This window comes from Actinomadura sp. DC4, assembly GCF_030406325.1.
Taxonomy (GTDB): Bacteria; Actinomycetota; Actinomycetes; order Streptosporangiales; family Streptosporangiaceae; genus Actinoallomurus.
Genome location: NZ_JAUEQY010000018.1, coordinates 60,002 through 82,988, shown reverse-complemented (window position 1 = coordinate 82,988; position 22,987 = coordinate 60,002). Strand labels below are relative to the sequence as shown.

At 72.6% G+C, this 22,987-nt stretch carries 23 protein-coding genes; 19 read left to right on the top strand and 4 right to left on the bottom strand.

Translation table 11 applies throughout. From position 1 onward, the window contains the following. Positions 1-218: 218 nt before the first annotated feature. On the bottom strand, positions 219-1,073 hold the full coding sequence (locus tag QWU11_RS27715) for an endo alpha-1,4 polygalactosaminidase (protein ID WP_290117369.1): 855 nt from the start codon (positions 1,071-1,073) through the stop codon (positions 219-221). A gap of 229 nt (positions 1,074-1,302) precedes the next feature. Then, the gene (locus QWU11_RS27710) at positions 1,303-2,022 is read right to left on the bottom strand and encodes an FAD-dependent monooxygenase (RefSeq protein ID WP_290117368.1); all 720 of its coding nucleotides are present in this window, start codon (positions 2,020-2,022) and stop codon (positions 1,303-1,305) included. Between the two features lie 20 nt (positions 2,023-2,042). Here QWU11_RS27710 and QWU11_RS27705 point away from each other — a divergent pair, with 20 nt between their 5' ends. The 4 genes from QWU11_RS27705 to QWU11_RS27690 all read left to right on the top strand — a co-directional run bounded on the left by QWU11_RS27705 (position 2,043) and on the right by QWU11_RS27690 (position 5,194). After that, positions 2,043-2,165 carry a hypothetical protein gene (locus QWU11_RS27705; RefSeq protein WP_290117367.1) on the top strand — a complete coding sequence of 41 codons (123 nt, stop codon included), beginning with the start codon at positions 2,043-2,045 and terminating at the stop codon, positions 2,163-2,165. Positions 2,166-2,253: 88 nt separating this feature from the next. Beyond that, positions 2,254-2,652: a hypothetical protein gene (locus QWU11_RS27700; RefSeq protein WP_290117366.1), complete on the top strand. Its 399-nt coding sequence runs from the start codon at positions 2,254-2,256 to the stop codon at positions 2,650-2,652. A gap of 56 nt (positions 2,653-2,708) precedes the next feature. After that, a complete protein-coding gene (locus QWU11_RS27695; RefSeq protein WP_290117365.1) occupies positions 2,709-4,097 on the top strand; it encodes a hypothetical protein in 1,389 nt (462 codons plus the stop codon). Continuing rightward, positions 4,094-5,194: a hypothetical protein gene (locus QWU11_RS27690; protein WP_290117364.1), complete on the top strand. Its 1,101-nt coding sequence runs from the start codon at positions 4,094-4,096 to the stop codon at positions 5,192-5,194. Before QWU11_RS27695 ends, QWU11_RS27690 begins: the two co-directional genes overlap by 4 nt. Positions 5,195-5,497: 303 nt before the next feature. Here QWU11_RS27690 and QWU11_RS27685 read toward each other — a convergent pair whose 3' ends face one another. Together QWU11_RS27685 and QWU11_RS27680 are read right to left on the bottom strand one after the other, a co-directional pair. Further along, positions 5,498-5,812, bottom strand: coding sequence for a LuxR family transcriptional regulator (locus tag QWU11_RS27685; RefSeq protein WP_290117363.1), 315 nt, complete (start codon positions 5,810-5,812; stop codon positions 5,498-5,500). Between the two features lie 174 nt (positions 5,813-5,986). Next, entirely contained in the window at positions 5,987-6,874 is an 888-nt protein-coding gene (locus QWU11_RS27680) for an SGNH/GDSL hydrolase family protein (RefSeq protein ID WP_290117362.1), read from the bottom strand. A 98-nt stretch (positions 6,875-6,972) separates the two neighbouring features. Here QWU11_RS27680 and QWU11_RS27675 point away from each other — a divergent pair, with 98 nt between their 5' ends. The 15 genes from QWU11_RS27675 (at position 6,973) to ssuE (ending at position 22,914) form a co-directional block, all read left to right on the top strand. Beyond that, a complete protein-coding gene (locus QWU11_RS27675; protein WP_290117361.1) occupies positions 6,973-8,214 on the top strand; it encodes a helix-turn-helix domain-containing protein in 1,242 nt (413 codons plus the stop codon). Positions 8,215-8,319: 105 nt separating this feature from the next. Then, positions 8,320-8,769 (top strand): Rrf2 family transcriptional regulator, encoded by a 450-nt coding sequence (locus tag QWU11_RS27670; protein ID WP_290117360.1) that lies wholly within the window; start codon positions 8,320-8,322, stop codon positions 8,767-8,769. Positions 8,770-8,790: 21 nt separating this feature from the next. After that, on the top strand, positions 8,791-9,231 hold the full coding sequence (locus QWU11_RS27665) for a cupin domain-containing protein (protein WP_290117359.1): 441 nt from the start codon (positions 8,791-8,793) through the stop codon (positions 9,229-9,231). Continuing rightward, entirely contained in the window at positions 9,228-10,112 is an 885-nt protein-coding gene (locus QWU11_RS27660) for a DsbA family protein (RefSeq protein WP_290117358.1), read from the top strand. The genes QWU11_RS27665 and QWU11_RS27660 overlap by 4 nt, the downstream gene beginning before the upstream one ends. Positions 10,113-10,468: 356 nt before the next feature. Beyond that, positions 10,469-12,010, top strand: a complete 1,542-nt coding sequence (locus tag QWU11_RS27655) for an ABC transporter substrate-binding protein (protein ID WP_290117357.1) — start codon at positions 10,469-10,471, stop codon at positions 12,008-12,010. 22 nt (positions 12,011-12,032) lie between these two features. Beyond that, positions 12,033-13,037 carry an ABC transporter permease gene (locus tag QWU11_RS27650; RefSeq protein ID WP_290117356.1) on the top strand — a complete coding sequence of 335 codons (1,005 nt, stop codon included), beginning with the start codon at positions 12,033-12,035 and terminating at the stop codon, positions 13,035-13,037. A gap of 2 nt (positions 13,038-13,039) precedes the next feature. Continuing rightward, the gene (locus tag QWU11_RS27645; protein ID WP_290117355.1) at positions 13,040-13,936 is read left to right on the top strand and encodes an ABC transporter permease; all 897 of its coding nucleotides are present in this window, start codon (positions 13,040-13,042) and stop codon (positions 13,934-13,936) included. Then, positions 13,914-14,933, top strand: coding sequence for an ABC transporter ATP-binding protein (locus tag QWU11_RS27640; RefSeq protein WP_290117354.1), 1,020 nt, complete (start codon positions 13,914-13,916; stop codon positions 14,931-14,933). Before QWU11_RS27645 ends, QWU11_RS27640 begins: the two co-directional genes overlap by 23 nt. Continuing rightward, positions 14,930-15,922 carry an ABC transporter ATP-binding protein gene (locus QWU11_RS27635; RefSeq protein ID WP_290117353.1) on the top strand — a complete coding sequence of 331 codons (993 nt, stop codon included), beginning with the start codon at positions 14,930-14,932 and terminating at the stop codon, positions 15,920-15,922. Before QWU11_RS27640 ends, QWU11_RS27635 begins: the two co-directional genes overlap by 4 nt. Then, positions 15,919-17,007 (top strand): LLM class flavin-dependent oxidoreductase, encoded by a 1,089-nt coding sequence (locus tag QWU11_RS27630; protein WP_290117352.1) that lies wholly within the window; start codon positions 15,919-15,921, stop codon positions 17,005-17,007. The genes QWU11_RS27635 and QWU11_RS27630 overlap by 4 nt, the downstream gene beginning before the upstream one ends. 15 nt (positions 17,008-17,022) lie before the next feature. After that, complete coding sequence (locus tag QWU11_RS27625) at positions 17,023-18,102, top strand: LLM class flavin-dependent oxidoreductase (RefSeq protein ID WP_290117351.1); 1,080 nt, start codon at positions 17,023-17,025, stop codon at positions 18,100-18,102. Positions 18,103-18,106: 4 nt separating this feature from the next. Then, on the top strand, positions 18,107-20,374 hold the full coding sequence (locus tag QWU11_RS27620) for a molybdopterin-dependent oxidoreductase (protein ID WP_290117350.1): 2,268 nt from the start codon (positions 18,107-18,109) through the stop codon (positions 20,372-20,374). After that, positions 20,374-21,546: an acyl-CoA dehydrogenase family protein gene (locus QWU11_RS27615; protein ID WP_290117349.1), complete on the top strand. Its 1,173-nt coding sequence runs from the start codon at positions 20,374-20,376 to the stop codon at positions 21,544-21,546. The genes QWU11_RS27620 and QWU11_RS27615 overlap by 1 nt, the downstream gene beginning before the upstream one ends. 10 nt (positions 21,547-21,556) lie before the next feature. Next, on the top strand, positions 21,557-22,300 hold the full coding sequence (locus tag QWU11_RS27610) for an alpha/beta fold hydrolase (RefSeq protein ID WP_290117348.1): 744 nt from the start codon (positions 21,557-21,559) through the stop codon (positions 22,298-22,300). 59 nt (positions 22,301-22,359) lie between these two features. Further along, on the top strand, positions 22,360-22,914 hold the full coding sequence (gene ssuE / locus QWU11_RS27605; RefSeq protein WP_290117347.1) for an NADPH-dependent FMN reductase: 555 nt from the start codon (positions 22,360-22,362) through the stop codon (positions 22,912-22,914). Positions 22,915-22,987 lie beyond the last annotated feature (73 nt).

Here is a 22,987-nt window from a genome sequence, read left to right as displayed (position 1 = left end):
CAGGAAGAATCGATCTCCGTACGGGCATGGCGAGGTGCTCCTGAACCCTAACCGGGCGCTGGCGGGGCGCACGTTCGATGAGCGAGAGAGCGCTCTCATGGAAGTTAACCAGCGGTCAAGGTCGCGTCAATGCCTCGGTCGCCGTTGGGGACAACGTTGTCACGCGGACGGAGAGACCGGCGGCGGCACGTGGCCCGCCGCCGGTCTCCGTGCCGGGGTCAGACGCCGCGGCAGGGCACCCGGTAGGCGTCCAGGTCGAGCTTCTTCTTCAGGGAGTTGAAGTTCTGCGCGTTGGCCTTGTCGCAGAACTTGGAGGTGGCCAGGTCGTACTCCACGTTGAAGACGGCCTTCCCGGCGGCGACGAACTTGTCATAGCCGTAGCCGGTCTGCGCGGTGGTGCACTCGCCGTAGTTCCAGCACTCCTCGTTGAGGGCCCAGTCGAAGTACGGCTGGAGCGACTTCAGCTGGGCGATGTCGTTCTTGAGCCCCACTGACAGCCCGCGGGTGTGCGCCTCGTTCGCCAGCCAGGCGTCGTAGTTCAGCTGGTCGTTCGCGGTGATCGGGAACCCGGGATCGTTGTCGTACCCGTCGACGTTGTCGAACTCGACGGCGTCGAAGCCCTTGGACACGCACATGTCCATGCGCGCCTTGAGGATCGTGCCGAGCGTTCCGGTGTACTGCCGTACGTCGAGCCAGCGCTCGCCGGCCCAGCCGTCGACGTCGCTGCCGAGCACACTGGCGGGGAAGTCACCGGCGTCCGGCCGCCAGTTCTCGTACGTCCCGGCGCTGATGTAGCAGACCGCCTTGCGGCCGGACTTGGTGGAGTGAAGCTGTGACACGTCGCCGGCGGTGGCGTCGAACCCGTCGATGTCGTACATGGTGACGTCCAGGTACGGCGCGGACGGCACCGACGAGAGCTGCCACTGCCAACTGGTGTTCAGCGCCGGCTTCCAGCAGCCGGAACAGGAGACCGGAGCCGGGAGGGTCGCCGCCTCGGAGGGCAGGACCAGCCCCAGGCAGGCGATGAGGGCCGCACTGACGGCGGCGATGACGAGACGTGCTCTGACGCGCATGGGCGCTCCTCGTGAGTCGGGGAAACACGGGGCGGCATACGTGCTGTTCCGCACTCCCCGTACCCGCCGGCCCCGGAAGACACCGTGGCGGCCGGGGTGGCATCGCCCATAAGAGTCCGCAGGACAGACGCCAGCACGCGAAAGAACGCTCCTTCCGATCTGTCAGTCAATCGGCCAGTCAGAGGATGGCCCAGCGACGGGGCCTCGGCAAGCGTTTCGGGCAAAACCGTCATTTACCTGCACCGCCGTACGGCGGGCCGAACCACTCCGTCAGTGCCTCCTCCAGATTCCGTTCGCCCGCCCACGCGACATAGCCGTCGGGCCGGACCAGGAGGGGTCCGGGGGTCCCGGCCGGGCTCCCGGTGACGACGTCGAGGCGGCCCGCCCAGCCCGCGGCCGTCTTACGTACGGCCGGATCGTCGGTGAGGTCGAGGAGGACGGGCCGGCCCGCGGCGAACAGGTCGCGTACCCTCCCCGGGCCTTCGAGGGTGAGGTCGGGTACGAAGTGGCCGGTCAGTGTGCGCCCGGCTCCGTAGTGGACGCCCACGCCCGAGATCATCTCGGCCAGGAAGCGGTTGACCTGGTCCAGGTCCATGAGCTCGGCGAACAGCTCGTACAGCGGGGTCCGCTCGGGAACCGGGTTCATGAGGGCGATCTGGGCCCGGGTGTTGTGCAGCACGCGGGCGGCGACCGGGCGGCGTTCGGCCGCGTAGGTGTCGATGAGGCCCCCGGGCGCCCGGCCCGCCAGGGTGGCGGCGAGTTTCCAGCCGAGGTTGGCGGCGTCCTGGAGGCCGAGGTTGAGGCCCTGTCCGCCGAACGGCGAATGGACGTGGGCCGCGTCGCCGGCCAGCAGCACCCGGCCCTCGCGGTAGTCGCCGGCCAGGCGGGTGTTGTCGGTGAAGCGCGTCATCCAGGCGGGCCGGCCGGTGATCTCGATCGGGCGTCCCACCCTCGATCGTCTCCCGCGCCATGGCCGAACGCACCGCGCCCGACGACCAGGACGTGTCCTTCCGCTTCGGCGTCCGCATCATGATCGCCGGAATGCGGAGCCTGATCCAGAATCCCGGCGAGCCGTCCCCACCAGGCCTTTGACGCACCCCTTTTCCCGCGTTCTCGCGATGGCCGAAAACGGCGGCCGGCCGCGGGGACTAGGTTGGGGGTTATCGGAACGGAGGCCCGAATGGAGACGCTCGCGCGCGACGCGGTCAAATATCTGGCACATAAACCGACTTTTGGGGCAGATCGGACGTCGACCGATGCCCTGTACGAATTGGTCAGCGTACGGCTGGGGCCCGACCCGGCGCTCGCGGTCATGGTCCGGCAGGCCCAGGCGGGCGGGGTGACCGAGCGTACGCTGCGGCGCCTGGCCGACTCGATCGCCGAGGCCGCCGAGAGCGACGCGCGCTTCGCCGACCGGCTCGAACGCCTGGTACGGGAGCTGCGACGCGACGAGCCCACCGCCGCGACGGCCTCGGGGGAACGCTCGGCCGCCGTCGGCGGCGACAATTCCGGGATCATCTCCACCGGGGACAACGCCACCAATACCCAGACCCCGGGTGTCCAATTCCGGCCACGTTAATCACGGTATAATTTCGATTACCGTGCGTTTTCGGCACGTGTGGATAATGTGGCCGCATGAGGGGGCGCGTACGGACATTGGCCGCACTGGCCCTGGCGCTGGTGGCCGTCGCCGTATTGGGCGGTTACCTGTGGCTGGTGGGCCTGGACGCGGCGGACAAGCTCGCGAGCGTGGTGGGGCTCTTCGTCGCGATCGCCGGGCTGGGCATCGCGGTGTACGGCCTGTTCGCCGACCGGCGGGCGGCCCGGCGTGAGCCCGCGCAGGTGTCCGCGACCGGCGACCGGTCGGCGGCGGTGGGCGGCGACAACCGCGGCATCGTCTCGACCGGGGACGGCGCGGTCAACACGATCACCAACACCATCCTCAAGATCCCCCGGGCGATCCAGGTGGCGGTGGTGGTGCTCACCACCGCGGCGCTGCTCACCGAGGGCGGCTGGATCGTCGTCAAGTGGGTGGTGCCGCAGCTCAAGCCGATCTACAAGACGCAGTTCCTCGTCGACACCACCGCGGGCGCCGGGGTGGACGGCCCGGCGGCGATCGCCGACTCCCTGAAGTCGGTGGTCGCGAACGCCGGGAGCCACGACGCCCTGGCGCTGCGCAGCTTCGGCGGCGAGTGCGGAACCGACGGCAACACCACCCAGCTCGTCGGCTTCGGCACGGGAAACGCGACCAAGATCACCAAGGCGACCGGCCGGATCAGGGTCGGCGGGCAGGCCACGCTCGTACGGGGCATCGTCGAGGCCGCCCAGGACTTCTCCAAACCCTTCTCGCTCGGCGCCCGGCAGGTCAACCGCATCATCGTCGTGACGCGGCACGGCACCGACGCCTGTGACTCCGACGCCTCTTATGTCGAGAACGAGATACGCGAGCGCATCGGCTCCGCCCACCTCGGGATCGAGTTCCGGCTGGTCGGCTACCAGGTGCCCGATAACCAGCGCGACACCTTGCAGCGCATCGCCACCGGCGCGAAGGCGCCCGAGCCCGCGTACGCCGACTCGCCCGCCAAGCTCAGCGCCACCCTCAACTGGTTCGCCAACGTCGAGCCGGTCCTGCGGAACGCCAAGAAGATCGTCGACATCCTCAACCCGGCCGTGGACCTGGTGAACAGCGCCGTGAAGGCGATCGAGGACGACCGTCTCGACATCGCGAGCCGCGACCTCGGCCGCGCGCGAGGCGCGATCGACGACACCGACACGGCCTTCGAGGATCTCCAGGGGCGGACGAAGACCCCGGCGGAGCGGGACATCCACGCCAGGGCGGCGCGCTTACGCTCCCGGCAGCGGCGTGTGGTCGCCGCGGCCGGTGACCTGCTCGACGCAGCGCGTTCCGGCGCGCCCGAAGACCCCAGGCTCACGGCCTTCCGCCAGGTCGCCACGGGCTACAACACCGAGGTCAACGCGATGAACCAGGCGCTGGCCCGGCTCCGCGCGACCTTCCCGTCGTGACCGCGCCCGTCGCGCGTCCCCGTACGCACCGGCGCCGCTGGATCCTCGCCCTGGCGTCGGTGCTGATGGTCGCGATCGGCGCGGTCGTCACCGTGATGGTGCAGTCGGTCCCGGACTACCGCATCGCCTTCCTCGTCGACGCCTCCGCCACCGAGTCCCCCGGCGCCGTCGCCGACGCCGTGGGCGCGGCCGTGCGGAACACCGGCGACGGCGACGCGCTGTCCCTGCGCCGGTTCGGCGGGCGGTGCGGCGACCCGCGCAACACCGCCCAGGTCGTCGGCACGGGCACCGGCCACGCCGCCCGCGTCAGCGCCTCCGCGCACCGCCTCACGCCCACCGGCGTGGCCACTCTGGAGAGCGGCGTCCTCGCCGCGATCCACGACTTCGCCGGCCGCTATCCGTACCGCGGCAGGAGGAGCAACCGCATCATCGTCGTCACCGGCCGCGGCGCCGACGCCTGCACACGCGACCAGACCGCGATGAAGAGGGCGGTACAGGCGAAGGTGGACGCGGCCGGGCTCAGGCTCGACTTCCGGTTCGTCGGCTATCTGACGCCCGCGGGCGAGCAGGGCGACCTGACGCAGCTCGCGTCGGCCGCCAAGGCCCCGGCCCCGGACTTCGCCCGGACCCCGGCCGAACTCGCCGCGACGTTGAAACGACTGGTCATCCCGAACCCGCGCGAGGCCGTCCCGGTCAAGGTGCCGACCCCGACCCCGGCACCGCTCGCGGACGGGTCGCACTACGCGTACGTCAAGAGCGTCGACGCCACCGCCCGCGTCGTCACCATCGACCCGATCCAATACCTCACCGGAGAGGCGGGCCAGAGTGCCGCGCGCGAGGACGGCGAGTATTTCGACGACGACTACTACATCCGCAACCGGGACAAGAAGACCGTCGAACTGCAGGTCGCGACCGGCTCACGGATCACGTGCAACATCCTCGCGGGGATCATCTCCTCCACCGAGAACGTGACCGTCTCCCTCGATCGGCTCGCCAGGCTGGTCAAGGCCTCCCCGGAGGACGCCGCGCACCGGCCCTTCACCGTCATCGTCACCAGGGGCCAGGTCTCGAGGTTGCGTGAGATGTGGACCCCGTGACGCCCGGGGAGAGACGACCCACCACACCGTGACCGTCCAGACCCAGGTCGGTACCGCCGCGTCGGTGCCGGTGGCGATCGACCTGCCCGCCGGCCCCACGGGTGCCGCGATCGCCCACGACGGCCACACGAGCACGGTCAAGCTGGACGACGCCGAGCCGAAGCGTGGCGTCGCCTACGTCATCGCGGTCCACACCCAGGTCGGAACGCTCGCTGCTCCAGTTGGTCACGCCGTTGGCTGCGAGCGGGAAGCTGACCGCCACCGACGCCGCGAACAAGGTCCGCGGCGGGTAGCCATACCGGTTCAGCGCGGGGGACGGAGCTTGACGGCCACGGCCGCGCGCTGGACGATGCCGAGCTTCGCCAGTATCCGCGTGACATGAGTCTTCACAGCCCGCTCGCTGATGTGAAGCCGATGCGCGATCTCTCCGTTGCTCAGCCCCTCGGCGATCAAACCTGCGATCTCCCGCTCGCGCACGGTGAGGCGCGCGGGCGGGGCTTCGTCCATCTCGTCACGGGCGCTGCCGAGGGCGATGCCCACGGACCGGGCGGTCCACTCGAAGGCGCGTACGTGCTCCTCACGGTAGGAGCCGGGCTGGTAGGACTGGACGGACGCCATCCCGATCACCGTGTCACCCGTGCCGTCAGCCAGTCCACGATCGACCCCAAGAGTCTCCGGTTCCGCTGATCGACCAAGTATCGCCCCGCCGGTCCCCAGGCAGCGCTTTGCGCGGCGTCCGTCTCCGGCCACGGCCCCGGGCGCCTGCGTCTCGGCGCCCAGAGGCCAGGCGGCTCAGGCGAGGTGGCCGGCGATGATGCGGGCGTAGGCCGCCTCGCCGCGCTGGTTCGGGTGCAGGGGCGCGGCCGGGTTCAGCGGCACGTATCCCTCGACCCATCGCGCCGAGGCCGACTGGCAGGAGTCGTGGCCGACGCTCGGGGCCTCCACGTCGACGTAGGTCGCGTTGTGGGCCGCGGCCTGGGCGGCGACCACGTTGTTCAACCGGTGGACGTTGCCCTGCAGGTAGTCCGCGTCGACCGGGAGCACGGGCTGGACCGGCCAGCAGCCGTGCGGCTTGATGTACAGGCCGTACCCGGTCACCACGACGCGCGCCTGCGGGGAGCGTGCGTGGATGCCGTCCAGGACGGCGGCGAGCCGGGGGCCGACCGCGTCGACGCGCTGGGCGACCTGGTCCACGCCGCCCGCGGTGTAGCGCTTCTTGCAGGGGGTCGCGGTCGGGTCGAGGTTGACGCAGTCCTCGGCGATGCCGACGAGCCCGGCGTCGTTCCCGCCGATCGTCAGCGTCACCAGGGTCGTGTCGGCGCTCAGAGCGTCGAACTGCGGCGGCGCGGTGCCCGTGGACACGCCGGCCACGCTGAGGGGCTGCGGCGCGGTCATGTGGGAGGTCTCGGCTCCGCTGCAGGTCACGTCGCGCAGCGAGGCGGCGCCCAGTGTCGCGGCCAGCTCGTGCGCGTAATTGTGCGTGGAACGTCCGCAGCCGACGTTCCCCGTGATGTCGGGGATGAGCGGCCCGGAGGCCATCGAGTCGCCGAGCGCGACGTATTTCGCGCCGGCGGCGGAGGCGGGCGGGGCGGCGACGCCGATGCTCACCGCCACCACGGCGGCGGCGCCGAGAGCACCGGTGAGAAAGCGACGGACGCCGTGGGCGGAGGGCGAGGACATGGCGGCTCCCGGCTGTCATGGATTGCTTTGCGCTCATGATGCAGACTCGCGGGGCATCCTTTAACTGGTGAACAAGGCAGACTTCCGCGGGAGCCTTTGTGACAGATCACAACGAGGGAGCCGCGCCGCCGCTGACAATCGCCGGCCGGCCCGTGGCCGGTTACCTCCGGGCACGGGTTCCGTCACTGACGCGGCGAGTCGTCGACCGGCTCCGCACCGAACTCCCCGTCTACGCCGAGCTCCCCCATGAGGAGGTCGCCGGCGACATCGCCGACATCGTCCAGCACAACCTGCGGCTGTTCGCCGACGTCATCGAGCAGCACGGCCACGCCGACGACCACCGGTTCGCCTTCCAGCGCGAGTCGGCGGCACAGCGCGCCGAGGAGGGCGTGCCGCTCGACGCGATTCTCAGCGCCTACCACCTCGGCACCGAGCTGAGCTGGAACGAGATCACCGAGGGGGCGCGGCCGGCCGACCTGGCGGATCTGCAGGCGGCCCTGGCCCATCTCATGTCCTTCCAGCGGCGGCTGATCTCCGAGGTCACCGCCGCGTACCTGGAGACGCGCGAGGTCCTGGACGTCCAGCAGCACCACGACCGGCACTCGCTGATGACGGCCCTGCTGGCGGGCGACCCGCCGGACCACCCCGCCTATCCGGCCGGAACGCGGCCGGCGCCGCTCTACGTGGTCATGACGCTGACGCTGGACCGGCATCCGGACGAGGGCCGCCCCGGCCCGCGCGCCAGGGTCGCCGCCCGGCGAAAGATCCGCCGGGTGCAGTCGACCTTCGACCGGTTCGCCGGCGAACCGGCGCTGACCGCGCTCGACGCCTTCGGCGGCACCGCCCTGTTGCCCGCCGACTCCCCGCCGGCCTGGGACGACCTGCGTGAGCTCATCACCCGTACGGCCCGGTCGGCCGACGTGCCCGTCACCGCCGCCGCGGCCGTCGCCGAGCCCGCGGGCGTACCGGACGCGGTCGCGCAGAACACCGAGATCGTCGACCTCGTGGCGCGTACGGGCCGGGCGCCGGGCCTCTACCGGCTCGCCGACGTCCTGCTCGACTACCAGCTCAGCCGGCCGGGCGAGGCGCTGACCGCCCTCGCGTGCCTGCTGCGGCCCCTGGAGCCCAAGCCGGAGCTCCTGCAGACGCTGGAGACGTACCTGCGCCAGGACCTCGACCGGCGGCGCACCGCGACCGCGCTGCACGTCCACCCCAACACGGTGGACTACCGCATCCGCCGCATCACGCAGCTGATCGGCCTGTCCCCGGCCCGGCCCGCGGACCTGCCCCGCATCAACGCCGCCCTCGTCGCCCGCCGCTCGGTCGGCCCCGCGCAGTAGCCGTCCACAAAAGACACCAAGAAGGAGCTAATTTGGTAGCGTGAGCGGGCTCCGACAGGTCAAGGGGGCAGGTCGCCTCACAGGTCGCCTCAGGGGAAGGTCGCCATGCGAATCTCGGCACGAGCGGACTACGCGATCCGGGCTCTCCTCGAACTCGCCGTCGACACCAGCCGCCCGCTCACCTGTGAAGGCATCGCGCAGTCCCAGGAGATCCCCCACCGTTTCCTCAAGGCGGTCTTCCGCGACCTGCGGCGAGCCGAGCTCGTACGCAGCCAGCGCGGGTGCGAGGGCGGTTACTGGCTGAGCCGCGACGCGGCGTCGATCTCCCTGGCGGCCATCGTCGCCGCGGTCGACGGCCAGCTGATGACGGTGCACGGAGAGAGCCCCGGCGATCAGCGCTACCCGGGACCGGCCGCCCGGCTCTCGGAATTCTGGACCGGGCTGCAGAGGCGGTACGAGGACATCCTGGCCGGCGTGAGCCTGGCCGACCTGCTGGCGGACGAGCCCCCCGAGCCGGCCGTGTCGCTGTTGCGCGACGCGGCCCTCAGCACGTGACGGAACGATGGGAGCCCCCTGTTGAGAGACCAGGCAGACCAGCCGGATCACTGGCATGGCGAGCTGCGCCACATCCGCGCCAAGGACCTGACCGGCGAGACCGGCCAGACCTCCGGCATGACCCGGCTGGAGGCCATCTCCGGCAAGACCGTGGGCGCGGCGAAGCTCTGGACGGGCAAGACCCTGGTGGCACCGGCCACCAACTCCGGCGACCACCATCACGGTGAGACCGAGACCTCGATCTATGTCGTGTCCGGCAACCCGGTGTTCGTCTTCGCCGACGGCGAGACCGAGGTACGGCTGGAGACCGAGCCGGGCGACTTCATCTTCGTGCCGCCGTACGCCCCGCACCGCGAGGAGAACCCCGGCGAGACCGAGGCGGTCGTGGTGATCTCGCGCACCAGCCAGGAGGGTGTCGTGGTGAACCTGCCCAGTCTGTGGGCGCCGGTCGACCGGTCATGACCGGTGCCGGGCTGAGCGTGGTCGAGTTCACCGATCCTGCCTGCCCGTGGGCCTGGGGCTCGGAACCCAAGTTCCGGTGGCTGCGGACCGCGCTGGACGGCCGGGCCGAGTGGCGCCGGGTCTACGGGATCCTGTTCGACGATGACGACGACCCGGCGCCGGACCCGGACGCCGAGGCCGCCTGGTACCACCGGTACGTCACCGACATCGCCGCGCACACCGACGCGCCGTACGCGCCGCGGCTGCGGTGGGTGGCGCGGAGCAGCTGGCCGTCCTCGCTCGCGGCCAAGGCGGCCGAGGCGCAGGGCCGCGAGGTGGCCGCCCTGGTCCTGCGCCGGCTCCGGGAGAGCATGTTCCTGCTCGGCACGCCCGCCGACCGGCCCGAGACCGCGCTGGAGGCGGTGGCCGGCGTGCCCGGGCTGGACCGCGATCGGCTCGCCCGCGACCTGGCCTCCGAGGGCATCCGGTCCGCGGTCCGCCGCGACTGGGCCGAGACCCGTGACCCGTTCCCCGAGGTCTTCACGATCGAGGGGCCGGGACCGCATCCGGGCCGGGCGAAGCAGGTCGGCGAGCGGTCCCGGTTCGCGCTGCCCACCCTGGTGTTCACCGGGCCCGGCGGGCACGCGATCGTGCCGGGCTGGCGGGACCTCGGCGAGTACGTCGACGCCGCCGTACGCGTGGCGCCCGGCCTGCGCGTCACGGCCCCACGGTGCACTCCCGCCGAGTTGCTGGAACGCCACCGCAGCCTCACGGGACCGGACCTCGTCCTGCTGGCCGGATCGGCCGACCCTCCCCCGGGCGCCGTCCGGGTCGACAGCGCCAACGGGCCGGTCTTCCTGCACCCGTCCGAGGCCGCCACCCACCCCGTATCGCGCGGCTGAACCGCACCTCAGACGGGCACGCCACCTAAAAGACATATTTAGGTAGCTATTGACAGGATTCGGTCCCGCGGTGAGGATAAGGGCATGACTTCGACGCATCCAGGCGCGATCTGCCGCTTCGTCGACTACCGCCGTACCTCCAGCGCCCTCTGTTGGTAGGCGCCGGCCTCTGAGCCCCGCCGGCCACGGCGTCCCTCACGCCGGGTCCTTCACCGTCTCCTGATCCGCGATCCCCCACCGGGCCGTGTTCCGTTCCCGGGGATCGCCCATGCCCGACATCGCCGCCTCTCAGCCTGCCGCGATCTGCCACGCCTCCGGTGACCCCGACCTCCTCCGAAAGGTGGACTCGACCCGTCATGCACACAGACCTCTCGCCCGACCCCAGCAGGCGTTCCTTCTTGGGACTCGGCCTCGCCGCCGGCTCGTCCCTCCTGCTCGCCGCCTGCGGCTCCGGCGGCACGGCCGGCGCCGGCGGGGGCATGGCCGACACCCTCAAATGGGGCTGGGACCTGCCCACGTCGTGGGATCCGGTGACCTCCTCGGCCGGCTGGGACGTCCACTCTCTCTCGCTCGTGTACGCCGGGCTCACCAAGCAGAACGCGCAGGGCGTCGCGGTGCCGGCCCTCGCGGAGTCCTGGAAGTACACCGAGAAGGGCAGGCGGATCACCTTCAAGCTGCGGTCCGGCCTGAAGTTCAGCGACGGCACGGCGCTGGACGCGACCGCGGTGAAGAAGAGCATCGAGCGCGGACGTGACCACCCCAAGTCGCTGATCGCCGCGCAGCTCGCCGACATCAAGACCGTCAGCGCCCCGGACGCCACGACCGTGGTCCTCGACCTGACCGCGCCGAACTACCAGATCCCCAGCCTGTTCGCCGGAAAGACCGGGATGGTGGTCAACCCGGCGGCGTTCGAGCGCAACGCCGCGGGACTGGCCACCAAACCGGCCGGCGCCGGGCCGTACACGCTGACCTCCTACGTCGAGAACTCACAGGCGACCCTCAAGCGGAACCCGGGCTACTGGGACGCCGCCGAGATCAAGGTCGAGAACTTCCAGCTCTTCCCGCTGCCGGACGCCGCCACCGTGATCGCCGGTCTGCAGTCCGGGCGCTACAACGTCGCCCAGATCCCGGGCAGCCAGGTCGCCGCGGCGAAGTCCGCCGGGCTCCAGGTCCAGGTGATCCCGTCGCTGGTGGTCGCCGTGCTGGACATCAACATCACCAAGGCGCCGTTCGACGATCCCGACGTGGTGCTGGCGCTGAAGTTCGCCGTGGACCGCGCGGCGCTGCTGAAGACCCAGCAGTTCGGCATCGGCGAGGTCTCCTACCAGCCCTTCCCGAAGGGCTACGTGGGATACGACCCCGCACTGGAGGGCGTCTACGCCTACAACCCCGCCAAGGCCCGCGCGCTGCTGGCCGGCTCCAGGTACGGCACGGGAGCACCGGTCACGATCACCGCGTCGGACCCCGGGAACCTCCCGCAGCAGCTCCAGGCCCAGCTCCAGGCGGTCGGGTTCAAGGCGACCATCGAGACGATCCCCGAGGCGCAGTCCACCCAGATCATCTACATCCAGCACTCCAGGGCGCTGGCCGTGGACCAGTTCGCCGGCCGCGACTCGACCGCGCAGGCGTTCCAGGTGCTGTTCGGCACGGAGGGCCTGCTGAACCCGGGCCGCACCACGACGCCGGAGCTGACCGCCGCCGTTCAGAAGGTCGTGCGGACCCCGCTGGACGACCCGGGCTATCCGCAGGTGGTCAGGGCCGCGACCAGCGCCGCCGTGCACACGATGCCCAACGTGTTCCTCTTCACGACGCCGCGGATCCTGGCCCACACCAAGTCGGTGTCGGTGCTGCCGAACGACACCGTCGTCCAGCGGTTCGAGGGGGTCACGGTCGCGTGAACGCCCCCGATCGGAACGCCCGATGAGCGCCGTGATCGCCGTGCCGAGGCCGGCCGCAGCCCGCCCCGCCCTGCGGCTCGCCGGCTGGGCCCGTACGGTGCTGCGGATGGCGGCCGCCACGGCCACCGTCTTCCTGATCACCTCGTTCGGCACGTACGCGCTCGGCTCGCTGTCCGAGAGCAACCCCGCCGCGGCCGTGCTCGGTGAGACCGCGACCCCGGCGGACATCGTCCGGATGAACCACCAGTTCGGGCTGGACCGGCCGCTGCTGGTGCAGTACGCGACCTGGCTGGGCCACGCCTTCACCGGCGATCTCGGCACGTCGTACTTCACCTCCATCCCGGTCGCCGCCAGCATCCGGCAGGCGCTGCCGGTGGACCTGGGCATCACCGGGCTGGCCGCCCTGTTCGCGGTGCTGATCGGGGGTACGGCCGGCATCGCCGCGGCGCTGAACGGCGGCGGCCGGATCGACCGCTCCGTCACGGCGGCCTGCTCGGTGCTGGGCACCATCCCCGGTTTCGTCATCGGCATCGTCTTGATCGTCCTGTTCTCCGCGACGCTGAAGGTCCTGCCGGCCGGCGGGTACGTCAGTTTCACGACCGACCCGGTCCAGTGGCTGCGCTGCCTGCTCATGCCGTCCTTCGCGCTGAGCCTGACCCTGGCCGCCGGCATCGCCCGGCAGCTCCGTACCTCCCTGGTCGGCACGTTGCGCGAGAACTACGTCGTGGGGGCGACCGTGCGCGGCCTCTCGCACCGGCGGGTGCTGCTGCGGCACGCGCTGCGCAACGCCGTGGGACCGACGCTGGGACTCCTCACGGTGGGGGTCCCCATGCTGATCAGCGGGTCGGTGCCGACCGAACGGATCTTCAACCTGCCGGGGGTCGCGCTGCTGACGCTTCAGTCGTCGGAGCGGCACGACGTCCCGGTGATCCAGGGGACGCTGCTGATGACCGTCGCCTCCGTGCTGGTCTGCAACCTGGTGCTCGGCGCGCTGCTCGCCCGGTTCACCCCGCAGGCGAGGAGGTAGCCGTGCGTACTCTGCGCCGCGCTCTGCGGCTGCCGTCGGCCCGCCTCGCGGCAGGCGTGCTCATCGTGGTGGCGGTGGCCGCGGTCTTCGGGCACCGGCTCGCCCCTCTCGACCCGCTGGCCCAGGACTCGGCACATGTCCTGTCCGGCCCGAGCGCCGGTCACCTCCTCGGGACCGACGGGCTCGGCCGTGACGTGCTCAGCCGGCTCGTCGCCGGAACGGCCTCATCCATCGTCGCGACGCTGGAGGCCGTCGGTTCGGCGCTGGTCGTCGGCGTCGTCCTCGGGGTCGCCTCGCTCTGGCTGGGCCGCGGGTACGAATGGGTGTCGCTGCGCTTCGTCGACTCTCTCCAGACCCTGCCGTACGTCGTGTTCGTGGTCGCGGTGGTCGGCGTGCTCGGCAACGGCCTGTCCCAGTCGATGCTCGCGATCGGGCTGCTGTACTCCCCGATCTTCTTCCGGGTGAGCCGGGCCGCGTCGCTGACCCTGCTGAGAGCCCAGTACGTGGAGGCGGCCGAGCTCTTCGGCGGCGGCCGGCTCTGGATCCTGCGCACCCACCTGTGGAGCAAGATCCTGCCGACCATCGCGGTCACGGCGGCGCAGGCCAGCGCCGAGTGCCTGCTCGTGGTGCAGTCGCTGAGCTTCCTCGGGATCGGGGTGCAGCCGCCCGCGCCGACGTGGGGCGGGATGCTCGCCGACGACCTCGGCTTCCTGGCCCAGCAGCCGTGGGCCCCGCTCGTCCCCGCCCTCACCATCATGATCACCGTGGGTGCGCTGAACGCCCTCGCCGACGCGGTGAGCGACAGCGCCGACCTGCCCGTCCTGGACGCCTCGCCCGCCCCGGCCGGAACGGCCGGCCCCGTACAGGAGGTGCCCGATGCCACCGTCCCCGTCCGCTGAGACACGCGCCGGACCCCGGCCCGCCGCGATCGCCTCACCCCTCACGCCGCTGCTCCGCGTCGGCGGCCTGCACGTCACCGTCGGCGGTGGCGGCGCCGAGGCCGTCCACGACGTCTCGTTCACCGTCCACCGGGGCGAGGCGGTGGGGCTGGTCGGCGAGTCCGGGAGCGGCAAGACGCTGACCTGCCGGTCGATCCTGGGCGTGCTGCCGAAGGGGTGTGAGGTCAGCGCCGGGACGATCGACCTGGCCGGCGTCGAGCTGACCGGGCTGACGCGCCGCGGCTGGGACGCCGTACGCGGGCGGACCCTCGGTGCGGTCTTCCAGGACCCGGCCTCGTACCTCAACCCCTCGATCACGGTCGGACACCAGCTCACCGAGTCGCTCCAGGTCGCCGCGGGCCTGCCCAGAGCCACGGCCCGTACGCGGGCGGCCGGGCTGCTCCACTCGGTCGGCCTGCGCGACCCGGAGAACGTCTACCACCGCTACCCCGACGAGCTGTCCGGCGGGATGCTGCAGCGGGTCCTCATCGCGATCGCGATCGGCGGCGAGCCGGACCTGCTGATCGCCGACGAGGCCACCACCGCGCTGGACGTCGTCGTCCAGGCCGAGGTGCTGGACCTGCTCGCGCAGTTGCGGGCCGAGCGCGGCCTGTCGCTGCTGCTGGTCACCCACGACCTCGCCGTGGTGGCCGAGACCTGCGACCGGGTCCTGGTGTTCTACGCCGGCGAGCTCGTGGAGTCCGGCCCGACCGAGCAGGTGCTGCGGGCACCGGCCCATCCCTACACCGAGGCGTTGCTGCGGCTCGCCGCCCCCGGGTCGGTGGAGGTGCTTCCCGGGCAGCCGCCGCCGGTCGGCGCGCAGCCGCCCGGCTGCCGGTTCGCCGACCGGTGCCCGTACGCCGGTGACCGGTGCACGGCCGGCCCGGTGGCGCTGCGCCAGGCCGGCGGCGGGCGCGCCGCCCGGTGCGTACGAGTCGAGGAGGAGGCTCCCTCATGAGCGAGACCGCACCCCTGCTCGACGTCGACGACGTCGGGGTGTCCTACGGCCGGGCGCGCGTCCTGTCCGGTGTGAGCCTGACCGTACGGCCCGGCGAGGTCGTCGGCGTGGTCGGTGAGACCGGATCGGGCAAGACGACGCTGGTCCGCGCCGTGGTGGGCCTCGTCTCACCGGACGCGGGACGGATCACCTTCGACGGCACGGACGTGACGGCGCTGGGCGGGCGGCCGCTGCGCGGGTTCCGCCGGACGGGCGCGGTCCAGCTGGTCTTCCAGGATCCGCTGCGGTCGCTCGACCCGGACCTGACCGTGGCGGCGATCGTCGCCGAGGGATTGGCGATCGCCGGTGGGCTCACGCGTGCCGAGCAGGCCGAACGCGTGGACGAGGCGCTGACCCGTGTCGGCCTCGACCCCTCACTCGGCGCCCGGCGGCCCGGTCAGATCTCCGGCGGGCAACGGCAGCGCGTCGCCTTGGCGCGGGCCATCGCCGTACGCCCGAAGCTGCTGCTGTGCGACGAGCCGGTCAGCGCCCTGGACTCCTCCAGCCGCAACCGGGTCCTGCTGCTGCTGGACCGGCTGCGCCGTGAGCTCGGCGTCGCGATCGTCATGATCTCCCACGACCTGACGTCGCTGGCGGGGGTGGTGGACCGGGTCGCGGTGCTGTTCGGCGGCCGGCTGGTGGAGCAGGGTCCGGTCGATGAGGTGTTCGGCGACCCGCGCCACCCCTACACCGCCCTGCTGGTCGCCTCGGCCCCGAGCATCGGCGAACGTCCGCTGGGCCGGCCCGCGGCGAGCCTGCGCCCGGCCCGCGACCGGGAGCCGTGGCCCCACGCCGACGGCTGCCGGTATGCCCCGCTGTGCCCGTTCGCCACCGCCGAGTGCGCCGTCGAGCCGCGGCGCGAAGCGACCGGAGACGGCCGCACCGTGGCCTGTCACCACGCCGGCACCTGGTCCGACCACGTTGAACAGACGACAGGAGCACTGACATGAGCATCGAGTTCATCGGCATCGCCGCCACCCAGGCGCACACGGAGACCGAGATCGAGAAGGTGTCCGAGGGCCCGCCGGTCGACGCGGGCTACCTGCGGGCGCTCGCGAGGGCGCACGAGGACGCGGGGTTCGACCGGGTGCTGATCGCCCACTCCTCCTCCAGCCCGGACGGGTTCATCGTCGCCGACCAGGTACTCAACGGCACCGACCGGCTCGGCGTGCTGCTGGCGCACCGGCCCGGCTTCGTGGCGCCCACGCTGGCGGCGCGCAAGTTCGCCACCCTCGACGCCTTCCACGCCGGCCGGGTCGCCCTGCACGTGATCACCGGCGGCGACGACGCGGACCAGGCCAGAGACGGCGACATCAGCGACAAGCCGGCGCGCTACCGGCGTACGGACGAGTTCCTCGACGTGCTGCGCCTGGAGTGGGAGTCCACCCGGCCGTTCGACTACGACGGGGAGTTCTACCAGGTACGCGGCGGTTTCACCCCGGTGCGCCCGGACGGCCGGATCCCGGTCTACTTCGGCGGCGCGTCCGCGGACGCCGTACGGGTCGGGGGCAGGCACGCCGACGTGTACGCGTTCTGGGGGGAGCCGCTGGCCGGCATCGCCGAGCGGATCGCCGGCGTACGGGCCGCCGCGGCCCCGCACGGGCGCGACCCGCGGTTCAGCGTCAGCCTGCGGCCCATCCCGGCCGCGACCGAGACCGAGGCCTGGCGGCGCGCGGAGGAGATCCTCCGCCTCACCAAGGAACGGGCCGGCGAGCTGAGGAAGGTCCTCAACATCGACGGCTCCGCGGCACAGGGCAGCCGGCGGCTGCTGGACTTCGCCGACCGGGCGGAGGTGCACGACAAGAGGCTGTGGACCGCGATCGCCAAGGAGACCGGCGCCGCCGGGAACTCCACCGCGCTGGTCGGCAGCTACGAGCAGGTCGCCGAGTCCCTGCTCGACTACGTCTCCCTCGGCGTGAGCACGCTGCTCATCCGCGGGTTCACTCCCCTCACCGACGCCACCGACTACGGAAACCTCATCCGCCTGGTCCGCGACCGGACCGGCGAACGCGCCCTGGCCGGCGCCCACTCCTAGGAACGGAGCCGACGAATGACGAACGAGCTCATCGGCATGGTCGGGACGCGGGACGCGTCCGAGACCCACGGCGACCACTTCGGCGACATCGACGCCGGCTACCTGACGCGGTTCGCCCAGGCGCACGAGGCCGCGGGCTTCGACCGGGTCCTCATCGGGTACGGCGCGACCGGCGCGGACGGTTTCGCCATCGCCGCGCACGTGCTCAACGCCACGACGACGCTGAAGGTGCTGATCGCGCACCGGCCGGGCTTCGTCGCCCCGACCCTGGTCGCCCGCAAGCTCGCCACCCTCGACCACCTGACCGGCGGCGGGCGGGTCGCCATCCACCACATCACCGGAGGTGACGAGGCCGACCAGAAGCGCGACGGCGACTTCGCCGACCACGACCGGCGGTACGCGCGGACGGGCGAGTTCATGGGCCTGCTGCGTCGGGTGTGGGGCTCGGAGCGGCCGTTCGACCACGACGGCGAGTTCTACCGCGTGGAGGGCGCCTTCAGCACGGTCAAGCCGGCCACCCCCGCGGGCATCCCGCTGTACTTCGGCGGTGCCTCTCCACCGGCGGTCCAGGTCGGCGCCGAACACGCCGACGTCTACATGCTGTGGGGCGAGCCGCGGGATCAGATCGCCGGGCGGATCGCCGCGCTGCGTGAGGCGGCCGCAGCACACGGCCGTACGCTGCGGTTCAGCCTGTCGGTCCGGCCGATCATCGCCGACACCGAGGACGCGGCGTGGGAGCGGGCCGAGCGGATCCGCGCGCTCACCGCCGAGCGGGCCGGGCTGACCGACGAGGCCCGCCCGCGCCCGTACCGCATGTCCTCCTCGGTCGGCTCCGACCGGCTGCAGCGGCAGGCGGCCGAGAACGAGCGCCACGACGAGCGGCTCTGGTACGGCATCACCGCGCTGACCGGGCCGGGCGGCAACTCCACCGCGCTGGTCGGGACGCCGGAGCAGGTCGCGGAGGCGCTGGACGGCTATCGGCAGGTCGGCGTCGACACCATCCTGATCCGCGGTTTCGACCCGCTCGAGGACGTCGTCGACTGGGGCCGGCGCCTGGTCCCGCTGCTGCGCGCCGGCAGCCCGGCGCTGGTCTGATCCGGTGACCCTGCCGACCACCTCGCACTGGGGAGCGTACGGAGTGCGGCGGCGCGAGGACGGTTCCGTCGCCGTGCTGCCGCACCCGGACGACCCCGATCCCTCCCCGCTGCTCGGCAACGTCGCCGGCGCCCTCGCGCATCCGACCCGGGTGGCGGCGCCGGCGGTACGCCGCGGCTGGCTCGAAGGAGGTCCAGGCCCCAGCGACCGCCGGGGCGCCGAGGAGTTCGTCGAGGTCGGCTGGGACGAGGCGCTGGACCGGCTGGCCGCCGAGCTGGCCCGGGTCCGCGACCGGTACGGCAACGAGGCCGTCTACGGAGGTTCGTACGGCTGGGCGAGCGCGGGCCGGTTCCACCACGCGCAGAGCCAGTTGCACCGGTTCCTGGCGATGTTCGGCGGCTACACCGGATCCCGCAACTCCTACAGCCTCGGCACCTCGCTGGTGCTGCTGCCGCACCTGGTCGGCGACGCCGAGGAGGTGCTGCGGTCCGCCTCCACCTGGCAGACCATCGAGGACGCCACCGAGCTGATCGTGGCGTTCGGCGGGATCCCCGCCAAGAACGTGCACGTCGTGCCGGGCGGGGTGACGCGGCACCGTACGCCGTCCCGCCTGGCGGCCCTGGCCGCGTCCGGGGTGCGGGTCGCGCTGGTCAGCCCGATCCGCGACGACCTGCCCGAGGAGCTGGACGCCACCTGGTACCCCATCGTCCCGGCCACCGACGTGACGCTGATGCTGGGCCTGGCGCACACGCTGCTCGCCGAGGACCTGCACGACCGCAGGTTCCTCGACCGCTACTGCACCGGCTTCGAGACCTTCGAGCACTACCTGCTCGGCCGTGCGGACGGGGTGGTCAAGGACGCCGCCTGGGCGGCGGCGCTGTGCGGGATCCCGGCGTCCGCCATCGCGGCGCTGGCCCGCCGGATGGCCGCGTCGAGGACGCTGGTCACCGTCACCTGGTCACTGCAGCGCATCCAGCACGGCGAGCAGCCGGTCTGGGCGGGGCTGGCCCTCGCCGCGATGCTCGGCCAGATCGGCCTGCCCGGCGGCGGGTTCGGCCACGGCTACGGCTCGATGGGCGACGTCGGCGACGACGGGCCGCGGCTGCGGCTCCCCCGTATGCCCTCGGTGCCCAACCCGGTGCGCACCTTCATCCCCGTCGCCCGGATCGCCGACATGCTGCTCCATCCGGGCGAGTCCTACCGCTACGACGGCACCACCCGTACCTATCCCGACATCCGGCTCGTCCACTGGGCGGGCGGCAACCCCTTCCACCACCACCAGGACCTGAACCGGCTGCGCCGCGCGTTCGCCCGTCCGGACACGATCGTCGTGCACGAGCCGTACTGGACGGCCACGGCCCGCCAGGCCGACATCGTGCTGCCGGTCACCACCACCCTGGAGCGCGAGGACCTCGGCAGCGGCCGGCGCGACAGCCACCTCATCGCCATGCACCGCGCGGTCGAGCCGCTCGGCCGGGCCCGCGACGACTACGCGATCCTGGCCGCCCTCGCCGTACGGCTCGGCTTCGGCGACCGGTTCACCGAGGGCCGGACCGCCCGCGAGTGGATCGAGCACCTCTACGCCTCCTGGCGCGGCGACGGCCGGCCGTCGTTCGCCCGGTTCTGGGCGGACGGTGAGCTGGAGCTGCCGCCAGGTCCCCGCAGGTTGACGCTGTTCGAACGGTTCCGCGCCGACCCCGAGGGCGCGCCCCTCGGCACGCCGAGCGGCCGGATCGAGATCGCCTCGGCGACGGTGGCGGGCTTCGGCCTCGCCGACTGCCCCGGCCACCCGGCCTGGCTGGAGCCCGGCGAGTGGCTCGGCGCGCCCGCCGCCGCGCGCCATCCGCTGCACCTGATCGCCAACCAGCCGGCCACCCGGCTGCACAGCCAGCTCGACGTCGGCGAGACCAGCCAGGCCGGCAAGGTCGCCGGCCGCGAACCACTGACCCTGCATCCCGATGACGCCTCGGCGCGCGGCATCACCGCGGGCGCCCTCGTCCGGGTGTTCAACGACCGCGGCGCCTGCCTGGCCGGGGCGGTGCTGAGCGAACGGCTGCGGCCGGGCGTCGTCCAGCTCGCCACGGGCGCCTGGTACGACCCGTCCGGGTCACTGTGCGTCCACGGCAACCCCAACGTCCTCACCGCCGACGTGCCCACCTCGCAGCTCTCCCAGGGCTGCACCGGCCAGCACGCGCTCGTGGAGGTCGAGCCGTACGCCGGTGACCCTCCCCCGCTGACCGTCCTTCGGCCCCCTTCGATCCGGAGCCTCTGATGCCCAGCAACGCCCCGCCGGACACGGCACCGCCCCCGTACGCCCCCGAGCGGCTGGCCGCCGTCACCGCCGAACTGGCCGCCCGCGCCGGCGACCACGACCGCGACGGCTCCTTCCCCTTCGAGGGGGTCGCGGCCGTCCACGCGTCCGGTCTCCTCACCGCGACCGCCGGTCCCGAGTACGGCGGCGCCGGCGCCGGCCTCGCCGACACGGTGCGGATCCTGCGCGCTCTGGGCGCGGGCGATCCGTCGGTCGCCCTGGTCACCGCGATGACCCTGTTCACCCACGCCGGGCAGACGCGCGGCGGCGCCTGGCCCGAGCCCGTCTACCGTGAGCTGCTCGCCACGCCCGGCCCCGCCCTGGTCAACGCGCTGCGCGTGGAACCGGACCTCGGCACTCCGGCGCGCGGCGGCCTGCCCGCCACGACGGCCCGGCGCGAAGACGGCCGCTGGTCCCTCACCGGGCACAAGATCTTCTCGACCGGAGCGGTCGGCCTGCGCTGGATGGCCGTCTGGGCCCGTACCGACGAGGACCCGGTCCGCGTCGGCTCGTTCCTCGTACGCGCCGACAGCCCGGGGATCACCGTCGAACCGACCTGGGACCACCTGGGGCTGCGGGCCAGCCGCAGCGACGATGTGATCTTCAATGACGTGCCGGTCCCCCTCGACGCCGTCGCACACCTCGCCGAGCCCGCACCCGGGCGGCGCGCGGGCGGCGACCTGGGGGCCTGGAACGCGCTCGGCCTCACCGCCCTCTACCTGGGCGTCGCCGGGGCGGCCCGGGACTGGCTCGTGGGGTTCCTGCACGAGCGGGTCCCCACCGCGCTCGGCGCGCCCCTGGCGACACTGCCGCGGTTCCAGACCGCGGTCGGCGAGATCGAGGCCGCGCTCAGCGGCGCGGACGACCTCGTCGACGCGCTGGCCCGCCGGTACGACGAGGGTGACCTGCCCGAGGGCCGCGCCGACGTCGCGAAGCTGCTCGCCACCCGCGCGGCGATCACCGCGGTCGAACAGGCCGTGGCACTCGTCGGCAACAACGGCCTGACCAGGAACAACCCGCTACAGCGGCACTACCGCGACGTGCTGTGCTCGCGGGTCCACACCCCCCAAGACGACGTCATCACCACCGCCGCCGGCCGTCGCGCACTCGCCCGCGGCACCCGAGACAACTGAGGGACCCACCATGACCGAACCCGTCACCCTGCCGGCCGTCCACTCCTGGCTCCCGGCCGCCGAACAGCGCCACCGCGGCACCATCGTGCTCCTCCCCGGCCGTGGCGAGCACGGCGGCGTCTACGAGCGGCTGGGCCGCCGCCTTTCCGCCGACGGCTACGCCGTGCACGCCGTCGACAGCACCCCCGGCGACGACCCCGAGGTCCTCGCCCGGCTGGTGGCCGCGACGACCGCGCCGGCGACCGAGCCGGTCGTGCTCGCCGGTTCGGACACCGGGGCCCTCCAGGCCCTCACCCTGGCCGCCGCGCCGGGCCCTCCGCCGGCCGGGGTCATCATCGCCGGCCTCGCCGACCCCGGGACGCCGCCCCGGCGGTCCTGGGACGACGAGCTCGAAGCGCGTACCGCCTGCCCCGTACACCGGCGGCGGCTGACCGAGGACGCCCGGTTCGTCCGCGGCGCGCTGTCCCGGCCGCTCCCGGCCGCGCTGCTGTCCCCGGAGCTCCCGCTGGACCGGATCGGCCTGCCCGTGCTGGTCCTGCACGGCGAGGCCGACCCGGTCACCGCGCCGGCGATCGCGCGCTCGGTGGCCGGGCGGCTGCCCGGAGCCGAGCTGGTGACCGTCCGCGGGGGACGCCACGACGTCCTCAACGACGTCGACCACCGCAGCGTCGCCGCCCACATCGTGCAGTGGCTGGAGCGGCTGCGCTCCGCGCCGGACCGCTCCCCCGTCGTGGTGGTGGAGACCGCCCGCTGAGACCGGCCCGAACGACCAGTACGTCCTCCCGACCTCCGACCCACGAGGGTGAGATCACCATGGCAAGCATCCTGTCCGTCTCCGGAAGCCCGTCCGCCACCTCTCGTACCGCCCGGCTCCTCGGCCACGTCGGGCAACGGCTCGCCGCCCAGGGACACCAGGTCACCTCGCTGGACGTACGCACGCTGCCGGGCGACGCGCTGCTCGGCGCGGACTTCGGGCATCCCGCCATCGTCGCGGCCACCGGCCTGTTCCAGCACGCCGACGGCGTCGTCATCGGCACGCCCGTCTACAAGGCCGCCTACTCCGGCCTGCTCAAGTCCCTGCTCGACCTGCTCCCGCAGTACGCGCTGGCGGGCAAGACCGTCCTCCCGCTGGCCACGGGCGGGACCACCGCGCACGTGCTGGCCATCGACTACGCGCTGCGCCCGGTCCTGTCCTCGATGGGCGCGGCGCACATCGTCCAGGGCTGGTTCGTCCTCGACCGCCACATCACGGCGCTCGACGACGGCACGACGGTGGTCGAGGCCGTCGCCGACGAGACGCTCGGGCGCCTGGTCGATGAGTTCTCCGCGACGCTCGGGCGGACCTCGCGGCTCGCCGCCGCCGGCTGAGCGCCTCTGCCAGGCGGTCCGCCGTGAACACGTTGCTCGGAAACGACGGTGCTCGCCGGACCATTGTCGCGGC